The sequence below is a fragment of the Kitasatospora putterlickiae genome (genome assembly GCF_039527695.1).
In the GTDB taxonomy this organism is placed as follows: Bacteria; Actinomycetota; Actinomycetes; order Streptomycetales; family Streptomycetaceae; genus Kitasatospora; species Kitasatospora putterlickiae.
Genome location: NZ_BAAAKJ010000122.1, coordinates 72,653 through 84,570 on the forward strand (window position 1 = coordinate 72,653; position 11,918 = coordinate 84,570).

Below are 11,918 nucleotides of genomic sequence, written 5' to 3' on the forward strand. Positions count from 1 at the left end.
CCCCGCCTCTCCCCGGGCGCAGAACACAAACGGCGCGTCGCACGCCGCCCAGGTGGCGGACGCGCGCTTCGTGTCGCACCTGAACATCGCCGACGGGCAGCGGCCGGAGAACATCACCCTGGAGCCCGACGGCGGCGCCGTCGTCACCTTCGCGTACAGCCGCCAGATCGCCCGGATCGCCCCCGACGGCCGGGTCCGGGTCCTCGCGACCCTGCCGGCCCCCTCGGCCGGCGCCGTCACCCCGGCCCTGACCTCACCCTTCCTCGGCGGCGTCGTCCGGGCCCAGGACGGAACGCTGTACTTCCTGTACGCCACGGGCACCGGCGACCTGACCGGGCTGTGGCGCCTGCGCCCCGGGGGCGAGCCGGAGCGCATCGCCGCGCTCCCGGCCGACGCCCTGCCCAACGGTCTGGCCCTCGACCAGCGCACCGGCCTGCTGTACGCGGCCGACTCGGTCCTGGGAACGGTCTGGCGGGTCCCCGCCGGCGGCGGAACGCCCGTCAAGTGGGCCACCGCGCCCGAGCTGGCGCCCGCCGGCTTCCTCGGCGCCAACGGCATCAAGATCCACAACGGTGCGGCCTGGGTGACCAACCTGGACAAGGGCACCGTGCTGCGCATCCCGATCACCGGCCGGGGCGCCGCCGGTCCCGTCCAGACCCGGGCCACCGGCCTGGTGAACATCGACGACTTCGACTTCACCGGGCCCGGCAACACCCTGCTGGCGGCGATCAACGCGGACAACAAGGTCGTCCTGGTCCGGCCGAACGGTCACACCACGGTCCTGACGGCCGCCGACGGGCTGCAGGGCCCGACCTCCGTGGCCGTCCGCGGCGGCACGGCGTACATCGCGAGCGCCGCCTACTTCACCAACGAGGACCCCAACCTCCTCGCCGTCCGGATCACTTCGGGCCGGTAGGCGCGGCAGGGGCGGTCCGGCGACGGGCCGCCCCCGTCAGACCGTCCGGTCGGCCGCCGCCGCGAGGTGTGGACGCCGGGCACTCCCACGCGGAACTCCGCGACCTCCCCGCGCGCTGTGCTGGAGCCCCCGGCGGGAACCACGTCGTACGGCACCGCGCACCGCCTGAACCGAGAAGGCGTCAGTGATGACCGGTTCCCTCCCCGCTCCGCTCCGCCGGCACCCCCGGCTGCCCCGAGCCGTCGCCTTCTGGCTGCTCGGAGGCGTGCAGGTGCTCCTGCTGGCCGCCGCGAGCGCGCCCTCCCCCCTCTATCCCGTCTACGAGGCCCGGTGGGGCTTCTCGGCGACCGCCGTCACCGTGGTGTTCGCCCTCTACGCCATCGCCCTGCTGGCCGCACTGACGGTGGTCGGCGCGCTGTCGGACCACATCGGCCGCCGCCCGGTGCTCGCCGCCTCCCTGCTGCTCGAAGTGGGCGCCATGGCCGTCTTCGCCACCGCCGCCGACGTCAGGTCGCTGATGCTCGCCCGCACACTGCAGGGCCTGGCCACCGGTGGCGCGGCCGGGGCCATCGGCGCCGGCCTGGTCGACCTCCAGCCCGGGCACCGCCCCCACCTGGGAACACTGGTCAACAGCGTCTCCTCGTGCCTGGGCCTGGCCGCCGGCGCGCTGGGCGCCGGGCTGCTCGTCGAGTACGCCCCCGCGCCGACCACCCTGGTCTACCTCCTGCTCGGGGCTGCCTTCGTGGCCGCCCTCGCCGGCGTCGCCGCGATACCCGAGACCGCCGCCCGCCACCCCGGCGCCCTCGCCTCGCTGCGCCCGCGCGTCCTGGTGCCCCGCCAGGTCAAGCCGCACTTCGTGGCGGTCCTGCCCGTCCTGGTGGCGCTGTGGGCGCTCAACGGGTTCACCCTGTCCCTCGGGCCGTCGCTGAGCGCCGACGTCCTGCACGTCCACAACCACGTCATCGCCGGTGTGGTGATCGCCCTGCTCACCGGCATGGGCGCCGTCGGCTCGCTCGCCCTCCACCCGCGCAACCCGGGCGGGGCGATGACCGTCGGCTCACTGGCCCTCGCCGTCGGGGCGGCACTGGTCCTGATCGGCGTCTCGGCCGGTGTCGCGGCCGCCTACCTGCTCGGCACCGCGGTCGCCGGCTTCGGCTGGGGTGCCGCGCTGCTGGGCTCCTTCCGGACGGTCGGCCCGCTGGCCGCCGCCGAGGAACGGGCCGCGGTCTTCGCCGCCCTGTACGTCGTCGGATACCTGGCCCTCGGCCTTCCCGCCGTCGCGGCCGGTGTGCTCTCCGGCTGGTTCGGGCTGCGGCGCACCGCCGACGGATACGCGACGGTGGTGATCGTGCTGTCGCTCGCCGCCCTGGTCCTGACCTCCCGTCAGCGCCGACGCGCCAAGCGGTAGCCCTGCCGCGGAGCGGGCCCGCCCGAGACCGCTTGAAACGCCCCGGCGGGTGTGACGGATGGGTTCCGTCACACCCGCCGGGGCGTCGGTCATGCGAGCGGATCAGTTCACCGGTCGCGCCTGCGGAGCCTGGCGAGGGCCAGGACGAGTCCGCCGAGGACCAGCAGCGCGCCGCCGATTCCCGCCACCGTGAGGACGGCGGTGCCGGTGTGGGCGAGGATGCCGGTCGGTCCGGACGGCTTGGGCGCCGCGGGGACCGGTGCCGGCGGGTTGCCGGGCTCGACCTTCACCGTGGCGGTGGCCTCGGAGCGGGTGGCTCCGGTGCCGGTGGCGGTGGCGGTGTTGACGACCTTGCCCCGCTGGGCGTCCTCGGCCGTGACGGTGTGCGGCTGGGTGGTGCACGTCATCGACTCGCCCGGGGCCAGGCTGGTCCTCGGGCAGGTCACCTCGCCGGCGGTGGGGTCGCTGACCTTGATGCCGGTGACGGTGGCGGTGCCCTGGTTGGCGACCGTCAGTTTCCACTCGACGCGGTCACCGGTGTCGGTCCTGCCGTTGCCGTTGACGTCGACGACGTCGGCGGTCTTGGTGAGGCCGAGCGCGCCGCGCCCGTCGGACGGGACGGTGATCCCGGACGGCGGCGAGACGGGCGGCTCGCCGCGCGGCGGGGTGCCGGTGGCGGTGGCCGTGTTCCGGATCGTGCCGGCGTCGACGTCGGCCTGGGTCACCGTGTAGGTGGCGGTGCAGGTGACGGTGGCGCCGGGGGCGAGGGTGGCGGCCTCCTTCGGGCAGACGACGGCGGAGAGCCTGCCGGTGCCGGTGAACTCGCCCTCGTTGACCTTGACGTCCTTGATGGTGACGTTGCCGGTGTTGGTGACGGCGAACCGGTAGGTGATCTTCTCACCGGTGACGAGCTTGCCGGGCTTCCCGGTCTCGGCGGACTTGACGACCGCGAGCGAGGGCTTCGGCTGCTGCGGCAGTTCCACCTCGGACGGCGGGGAGACGGGCGGCTCGCCGCGCGGCGGGGTGCCGGTAGCGGTGGCGCTGTTCTTCACCGAGCCCGCGTCCACGTCCGCCTGGGTGACGGTGTAGGTGGCGGTGCAGGTGACGGTGGCGCCGGGCGCCAGGGAGGTGCTCCCGCTCGGACAGGTGACGGGGTCGAGCTTGCCGTGGCCGGTGAACTCGCCCTCGTTGACCTTGATGTCCTTCAGCGTCACGTTGCCGGTGTTGCGCACCGTGAAGCCGTAGGTGATCTTCTCGCCCGCGACCAGCTTGTCCTGCTGGCCGGCGGAGGCGGACTTGACCACGGACAGGCCGGGCTGGTCCTGGGTGGTCACGGTCGTCTCGGACGGCGGGGAGACGGGCGGCTCGCCGCGCGGCGGGGTGCCGGTGGCGGTGGCGGTGTTCTTCACCGAGCCCGCGTCCACGTCCGCCTGGGTGACGGTGTAGGCGGCGGTGCAGAGCACCGTCGCGCCGGGCGCGAGGGTGGCGGCCTCCTTCGGGCAGACGACCGGGTCGAGCTTGCCGTGACCGGTGAACTCGCCTTCCTTGACGGTGACGTTCTTCAGCGTCACATTGCCGGTGTTGGTGACGGCGAAGCTGTAGGTGATCCGCTCCCCGGCGACGAGCTTGTCGGTGGAGGAGGTCTTGACGACCGCGAGCGCGGGCTTCTCCGGCGCCGGGACGACGGTCTCGGACGGCGGGGAGACGGGCGGCTCGCCGCGCGGCGGGGTGCCGGTGGCGGTGGCGCTGTTCTTGATCGAGCCCGCGTCCACGTCCGCCTGGGTGACGGTGTAGGTGGCGGTGCAGGTCATCGACGCGCCCGGGGCCAGGGAGGCGGCCTCGGCGGTCGGGCAGGTGACCGGGGAGAGGGTGCCGTGGCCGGTGAACTCGCCCTCGTTGACCTTGATGTCCTTCAGCGTCACGTTGCCGGTGTTGGTGACCGTGAAGTCGTACCGGATCTGCTCACCGACCACCAGCTCGTCCGGCTTGCCGCTGTGGCCGGTCTTGACCACGGACAGGCCGGGCTGGTCCTGCGTGCTCACCGTCGTCTCGCTCGGCGGCGAGACGGGGGGTTCGCCCCGGGGCGGGGTGCCGGTGGCGGTGGCGGTGTTCTTCACCGAGCCGGCGTCCACGTCGGCCTGGGTGACGGTGTAGGTGGCGGTGCAGGTGACGGACGCGCCGGGCGCGAGCGAGGCGGTGCCGCTCGGGCAGGTGACGGGGGAGAGGGTGCCGCTACCGGTGAACGCGCCCTCGGTGACCTTGACGTCCGTCAGCGTGACGTTGCCGGTGTTCTTCACCTCGAACTTGTAGACGATCTCCTCACCCACGACCAACGTGCCGGTCGAGGCGTACTTGACCACGGACACGCCGGGCTCGTCCGGGGTGGTCACCGTGACCTCCGACGGCGGGGAGACCGGCGGCGGGCCGGTCGGCGGAGTGCCGGTCGCGGTGGCGCTGTTCTTCACCGAGCCCGCGTCCACGTCGGCCTGGGTGACCGTGTAGGCGGCGGTGCAGGTGACGGTGGAGCCGGGTGCGAGCGAGGCGGCCTCCGCCGGACACGTCACCGGGTCGAGCGTGCCGCTGCCGGTGAACGGGCCGTCGGTCACCTTGACGTCCTTGACGGTGACGTTGCCGGTGTTGGTCACGGCGAAGCTGTAGGTGATCTTCTCGCCGGCCACCAGCTTGTCGGTGGAGGAGGTCTTGGCCACCGCCAGCGCGGGGGCCGGGGGCTCGGTGATGGTCACCTCGGAGGGCGGCGACACCGGTGGCGGTCCGCTCGGCGGGACACCGGTGGCGGTGGCGGTGTTCTTCACCGAGCCGGCGTCCACGTCGGCCTGGGTGACGGTGTAGGTGGCGGTGCAGGTGACGACCGCGCCGGGCGCGAGCGAGGCGGTGCCGCTCGGGCAGGTGACGGGGGAGAGGGCGCCGCTACCGGTGAACTCGCCCTCGGTGACCTTGACGTCCGTCAACGTGACGTTGCCGGTGTTCTTGACCTCGAACGAGTAGGTGATCTGCTCACCGGCGACGAGCTTGCCGGTGGAGGCCGACTTCACCACGGTCAGCTTCGGGTCGGACGGAGCCGGGACGGTCACCTCGCTGGGCGGGGAGACGGGCGGCGGGCCGGTCGGCGGGACGCCGGTGGCGGTGGCGCTGTTCTTGATCGAGCCGGCGTCGACGTCGGCCTGGGTGACGGTGTAGGTGGCGGTGCAGGTCACCGTCGCGCCGGGGGCCAGGGAGGCGGCCTCGGCGGTCGGACAGGTGACGGGGGAGAGGGTGCCGCTGCCGGTGAACGTGCCCTCGGTGACCTTCACGTCCTTCAGCGTGACGTTGCCGGTGTTCTTGACCTCGAACGAGTAGGTGATCGTCTCGCCGAGGACCAGCTTGTCGGGCCGGCTGGTGGCGGCGGTCTTGGCCACCGTCATCGCGGGGGCCGGCGGCTGGGTGATGGTCACCTCGGACGGCGGCGACACCGGCGGCGGGCCGGTCGGCGGAGTGCCGGTCGCGGTGGCGGTGTTCTTGACGGAGCCGGCGTCCACGTCGGCCTGGGTGACCGTGTAGGTGGCGGTGCAGGTGACGGACGCGCCCGGCGCGAGCGAGGCGGCGCCGGTCGGGCAGCTGACCGGGTCGAGCGTGCCGCTGCCGGTGAACGCGGTCTCGGTGACCTTGACGTCCGTGAGGGTGACGTTGCCGGTGTTGGTGACCCGGAAGCCGTACGTCACCTTCTCGCCGGCGACGAGCTTCCCGGTCGAGGCGGTCTTGACCACGGTCAGCTTCGGGTCGGACGGCGACGGGACGGTCACCTCGCTGGGCGGGGAGACCGGCGGCGGTCCGGTCGGCGGGTTGCCGGTGCCGGTGGCGATGTTCTTGATCGATCCCGCGTCCACGTCCGCCTGGGTGACGGTGTAGGTGGCGGTGCAGGTCATCTCGGCGCCGGGGGCCAGGGCGGCCGCCGGGCCGGTGGGACAGACGGGAACCGGCGGGGTGCCGGTACCGGTGAACGTGGTCTCGGTGACCTTGACGTCCTTGAGGGTGACGTTGCCGGTGTTGGTGACCACGAAGTCGTACGTGATCTGCTCGCCGAGGACCAGCTTGTCCGGCTGGCTGGTGGTGGCGGACTTGACCACCTTCAGCGCGGGGCTGGACGTCGCGGCGACGGTCGCCGAGTCCGGCGGGGAGACGGTCGGAGTGGTGTCCCCCGGCGCGGTGCCGTGCGCGGTCGCGGTGTTCTTGATCGAGCCCGCGTCCAGGTCGCCCTGGGTGACCGTGTACGTGGCGGTGCAGGTCAGCGATCCACCCGGGGCCAGCGGACCGGCCGGGCAGGTGACGGCCGGCGGCGTGCCGCCCGAGAACGCCGTCTCCGTGACACCCGGGTTCGACAGTTCGACGTTACCGGTGTTGGTCAGCACGAAGGAGTACTTCACGCTCTCGCCGACCGCGCTCACGGTGCCCGGGTCGGCCGACTTCTCGACCGTCAGGGCCGGGACGACGGCGCAGGTCTTTACCGACGACTGGTTGTTGCCCGCCGTCGGGTCCTGCTCATTGGCCAGCACCGACCCGGTGTTCGTCACACAACCGGTCATCGCGGCGGGGCTGTCCGCCGTGATGGTGATGGTGTTCTCGACCCCCGCGAGGGTACGCCCGCCGACACACGTCACCGTGTTCCCGGCCACCGTGCACCCGGGCGTCGACGTCTTCACATTCGTCAGCGGCGCCGGGACCGTGTCGGTGACGGTGTAACCGCTGGAATTGCCCGCGCCGTTGTTCCTCACCTTCAGCGTGTACGTCACCGGGGAGCCGGGCTTCACCAGATCCGGGCCGCTCTTCACGATCGACAGATCGGTCGGCAGACCGGCCGAGGCCGTACCGTCATTGTTGCCGCTCGCCGGGCCCGGAGAGGTGGAGACGATCGTGAAAGTCGGGTTCGCCGCTGCCGGGTTGGTGATCTTGACCTGGTAGACCGTGCCGGAGTAGTTGTCGGAGAGGCCGATGTTGCCGTTGCCGAACGTCCAGGCCGCACCGTACCCGCCCGCCGAAACGGTCGCGTTGGGGAACACCGTGACACTCTTGGTCGCGCCAAGAAGGTCGACACGGACTATCTTGCCGTTCGCGTCGGCACCCCAGAAGAAGCCGCTCGCGTAGGTGAGATCGCCTGTGGGCGACACATCGGGCAGCGTGATCGTCGAGGTGACGTTCCCGGTGGTGACATCGATCCGGTAGACCGTGCTGTTGGACAGGCTGGCGCCGATGTAGAGACCGCCGTCCGGAGCGAACGCACCCCAGTTCCCCGCGAGGGGCACGACGCTTGTGCCCACCCGCTTGACGACACCACCCTGCCCGATCCGGATCACCGCACCGGGGGGCAGGGCCGTAGACCCTCCCGAGACCACCCCGTACAGGTAGTTGTCCGCCGGGTTGTAACTGATGGCGTTGTAGTTGAGGCCTGTGACGGCACTTCCTTCGGGCTGGAAGGTGACCGTGCCAGAGGCGCCCGTGACCGACCGGTAGAGCCGGGTCGGCAACTCCTGCGCGACGAACACCTGCGGGTCCGCCGGATCGAACGGGTCACCCGCCGCCGCGTGCGACTGCTGCGCGGTGAGGAACGGGGCGACGAACGCGCCCGTTCCGATCAGCAGGGCCATGACCAGCAGCCCTATGAGTGAGCGGCGCGGCCGCCCTCGGTGCCGCCCTGAGCGGCGGACCACGGTGCTCATGCGGCCCCCTCCGGCAGGCGCGGCGGTATGGGTATGGGCACCCGCGTTGACCAGTTCACTTCGGACATCCCTCCAGGTCGGAAGCTGCGGCACGCACGGCGTCAGACCTCCGTGTACGCACCGGGATCAGGGCAGTGGGAACCCGATCTTGAGAGGGGAGTTAAGCACCGAATCATTGAAACTCGTCGTATATGAGCACAAGTTATCTCCGTGTCTGTTTTGGGCGGTCTTGACCCATCGCCCCTGAGCGGCACTTCGCCCTGCCGGGCGCGGGCCTGGCGGGGCGAAGTGGTCTGGACACGAAGCAGGCTGGAGTGGCGGTGTCGGGCTACACGGTGCTGGCGATCCAGCCGATGGTCTCGACGGTGTGGGGGCCGTCGGACAGGGCGGAGCCGCGGCCGACGAGTTCGTTGATGCGGATCTTGAAGCCGGTGACGGTGACGTCGGCGATCCGGAGCCCCGGGGTGTCGGGGCCGTTGAAGGTCTGGACGAACGGGATCACGATCACCTCCGAGCCGGCGGGGAAGGGGGTGGGGAAGGTGACCTGGGTGAAGGTGGAGGTGCCGCCGCCGCTGAGGGCCGTGGGCTGGGTGGAGTTCAGCTGCAGCGTTCCCGTCTGGATCAAGCTCATGGTCTCCGCCTTTCGTCGCGCGGCCGTCGGCGCACCCGCCGGTAGCCCGGGCCGCTGTCCCGTCCGGGATCTGTCGGGGAGTTGCCCGCATTGATCCGTGTTTAGAGCGGAAGTCGCCGATATGGGCGAACTGTTCGGGTGCGACTTGTCAAGGGTGGCACGCGGGGGGTAGCCGCCGGGCTGGGGGCGGGTGAGATCCGGCGCCTTGTCAAGCCCGCATCGGATCCCGCCGTTCGGCAGTAGCCTCAGCGGTGACAACGACGGCCGTGTAAGCGTGAATTGGAGGTGGCGGTGGCCGGAGGGGAGGCCGTGGCCGCAGGTGGGGACGGCGACGGGACCGGTAGGGACGGCTGTCCGCTGCATGAGCGCGAGGCCGAGATCCGGTCGGCCAGGCAGGCCGTCCGGGCACTGACCGGTCCCGACGGCACAGGGCTCGGCGAGTTGCTGCTGTACACCGGCGCGGCCGGGCTCGGCAAGACCGCGATGCTGACCGAGGTGCGGCGGGAGGCGAAGCGCGCCGGGTGCACCGTGCTGTTCGCCCGGGGCGGGGAACGGCAGCGGCACGAGCCGTTCCGGGTGGTGCGGCAGCTGGTGCGGCCGGTGCTGGCGGCGCTGTCCGACGAGGAACGGGCGCAGGTGTTCGGCCCCTGGGAGGACATCGTCGGCCCGGCGGTCGGACTGCAGCCCCCGGGAGGTCGGCTCGACCCGCAAGGAGTGCGCGACGGGCTGGACTTCGTGCTCACCCGGCTCGTGCGGCGGCGCTCGCCGCTGGCCGTGATCGTCGACGACCTGCACTGGGCCGACGCCGAGTCGCTCGGCTGGCTGGCGAGCTTCGCGGTGGGCGCGCGGGAACTGCCGGCCCTGCTGGTCCTCGCCTGCCGCGACGAGTTCCCCGACGACGCCCTGACGCTCCAGCACGGCCTCGTCGGCCGGGCCGACCGGCGGCACCGGCTCCGGCCGCTCCAACCGGTGTCGGTGGCCCGGCTGGTCCGTGCCGCCCTGGGCGCGCGGGCGGAGGACGCCTTCTGCCGCCACGTCTGGGCGGTCACCGCCGGCAACCCGTACGAGACCACCGCCCTGCTGCGCGAGGTGGCCGACCAGCGGCTCGACCCGACCGAGGAGAGCGCCGCCCAGCTGCGCGAACTCGCCGCCGGGACCCGGGGCATGACGCTCCGGCACTGGCTGGACAAGATCGGCCCGACCGCCGTGCGGTTCGCCTGGGCGGCGTCCATGCTGGGCACCGACATCCGCCCGGACCTCGCCGCCGTCATCTGCGCCCAGGGCCCGGAGACCGCCGCCGAGTCCGTCCGCGAGCTGCGCCGGCACGGCGTGCTGGCCGGCGCGCCGGGCGGACGGCTGGAGTTCGTCCACCCGCTGATCGCCACCTCGGTCTACCAGTCGATGCCGCCCGCCACCCGCACCGGGATGCACGGGGTCGCCGCCGTCGAGACCGAGAACGCCGGCCTCGGCCTGCTGACCGCGTCCCGGCACCTGCTGGAGACCCTGCCCGAGGGCGACACCGCCATCGTCGCCAAGCTGCGCCAGGCGGCCCGCGAGCACCTGGCCATCGGCGCGCCCGAGGCGGCCCAGCGCTGCCTGCGCCGCGCCATCAGCGAACCGCCCGCCGACCGGGACCGGGCCGAAGTGCTCTATGAACTCGGCTGCTCGGCCCTGCTCACCGACCCGGCGACCACGGTCAACCAGCTGCGCCTGGCGCTCGCGGACCCGCACGGACTGAGCCCCGAGCTGCGGGTCGACGCGATCTTCCGGCTCGCCCAGGCCCTCGCCCACAGCAACCGGCTCGGCGACGCCGCCGCGGTGTGCGCCGACGAGGCCGCCCGCACCCCTCCCGGCCCGGGCCGGCTGCGCCTGGAGGTCGCCCACTTCATGTTCGCCGCCTTCCAGTCCGAGGACGCGGACGGCCCGGGCCGCTCCCGGCGGCTGGCGGAGTTCGACCGGATGCTGGCGACGGTCGGCATGGCCTTCAGGGACGTGGCCTTCGGCGACACGGCGTCCGGCGGCGCGGCGTTCGGTTCCACGGCGTCCGGTGACACGGCGGCGGCCGGCGCGCCGCCCCCGGAGGAGGCCATCTTCGAACACACCGGCCTGGCCCACGCGGTGGCCGTGCTCCGCTGCTGGGACCTCACCCTGCGCGGCGTGGACCGCGACGAGGCCATCGCCCTGGCCGAGTCCGCGCTGCCGGGCGGCCGGCTGCCGCGCAGCCTCGGCTGGACCAACACCGTCTGGGGCTTCGAGCTGCCCGGGATCCTCGGCATCAGCTACCTCTACGCCGACCGGGTCGACCGGGCGGAGGAACTCTTCACCGAAGCGGTCCGCGCGTACGAGGTCGCCGGGTGGAGCGGCGGCCACCTCGGCTTCGCCTACCTGCTCACCGGCATGCTCCGGTTCCGCTGCGGCGCCCTCGCGGAGGCGGAGGACTACCTGCGCCGCGCCCTGCGGATCGCCGAACGGATCGGCCCGGGCGTCCCGCTGCACTGGGACGCGGTCGGGGCGCTGGCCGAGACCCTGGCCGCGCGAGGCCGGCTGCCGGAGGCCCTGGAACTGGCGCAGGAGCATGCCTTCGGCCCGCCCTACCCGACGGTGATGGTGCTGCCCGACGCCCCCACCCTGTACGGCCGCCTGCTGCTCGCCCGGGGCGACACGGCCGGCGCGGCCGAGACGCTGACCGCCGCCGGAGCGGCCCTGGACGCGCGCGGCTGGCGCAACACGGTGTGGGCGCCGTGGCTCGCGCACCTGGCACGCGCGCTCGCCCCCGAGCAGCCGGACCGCGCCCGCGACCTCGCCGAGGAGTCCGTCCGCCGGGCCCGGGTGACCGGCACGGACTCGGCCATCGGCAGCACCCTGCGGCTCTGCGCGGCGGTGCACGAGGGCCCGCGCGCGGCCGAACTGCTCGCACAGGCCGTCCGCCACCTGGAGCGCTCACCCGCCCGCTACGAGCACGCGATCGCCCTGGTCGACCTGGGCGAGGCCCTGGGCGCCACCGCCGCCGCCCGTCGCGCCCTCACCCGCGGCCTGGAGCTGGCCACCCACTGTGGCGCCGACGGCCTGGCCACCCGCGCCGGCACCCTCCTCCACACCGGCACACCCGGCTGAGCCACGCCCCACACCCCCGACCACCAACCGGAACACCGCCCACCTGGCGCCCTCCGCGGCGTGGTCGTCGGCTCGGGGCCGAGGCGCGGCGGGAGGAGATGAGCGCGTCACCGCGGCCGGGATCGGACGGTGGGGGGG

At 73.1% G+C, this 11,918-nt stretch carries 5 protein-coding genes; 3 read left to right on the forward strand and 2 right to left on the reverse strand.

What is annotated here, in order from left to right:
* Both ABD308_RS12970 and ABD308_RS12975 read left to right on the forward strand, forming a co-directional pair.
* Window positions 1-916: hypothetical protein (locus ABD308_RS12970; RefSeq protein ID WP_344332882.1), on the forward strand; the 916-nt coding region annotated here is incomplete at its 5' end.
* Between the two features lie 187 nt (window positions 917-1,103).
* Window positions 1,104-2,324, forward strand: a complete 1,221-nt coding sequence (locus tag ABD308_RS12975) for an MFS transporter (RefSeq protein WP_344332883.1) — start codon at window positions 1,104-1,106, stop codon at window positions 2,322-2,324.
* Window positions 2,325-2,431: 107 nt separating this feature from the next.
* Here the strand turns inward: ABD308_RS12975 and ABD308_RS12980 are convergent, their stop codons facing one another.
* Together ABD308_RS12980 and ABD308_RS12985 are read right to left on the reverse strand one after the other, a co-directional pair.
* On the reverse strand, window positions 2,432-8,035 hold the full coding sequence (locus ABD308_RS12980) for a DUF7507 domain-containing protein (RefSeq protein WP_344332885.1): 5,604 nt from the start codon (window positions 8,033-8,035) through the stop codon (window positions 2,432-2,434).
* A 328-nt stretch (window positions 8,036-8,363) separates the two neighbouring features.
* On the reverse strand, window positions 8,364-8,666 hold the full coding sequence (locus ABD308_RS12985; RefSeq protein WP_344332886.1) for a hypothetical protein: 303 nt from the start codon (window positions 8,664-8,666) through the stop codon (window positions 8,364-8,366).
* A 309-nt stretch (window positions 8,667-8,975) separates the two neighbouring features.
* Here ABD308_RS12985 and ABD308_RS12990 point away from each other — a divergent pair, with 309 nt between their 5' ends.
* A complete protein-coding gene (locus tag ABD308_RS12990; protein ID WP_344332887.1) occupies window positions 8,976-11,780 on the forward strand; it encodes an ATP-binding protein in 2,805 nt (934 codons plus the stop codon).
* The last annotated feature ends 138 nt before the right edge of the window (window positions 11,781-11,918 follow it).

What these genes read in the sequence shown, in the direction of transcription:
- ABD308_RS12975 (WP_344332883.1), top strand. Translation starts at nt 1,104, where the DNA reads ATGACCGGTTCCCTCCCCGCTCCGCTCCGCCGGCACCCCCGGCTGCCC.
- ABD308_RS12980 (WP_344332885.1), bottom strand. Translation starts at nt 8,035, where the DNA reads ATGAGCACCGTGGTCCGCCGCTCAGGGCGGCACCGAGGGCGGCCGCGC.
- ABD308_RS12985 (WP_344332886.1), bottom strand. Translation starts at nt 8,666, where the DNA reads ATGAGCTTGATCCAGACGGGAACGCTGCAGCTGAACTCCACCCAGCCC.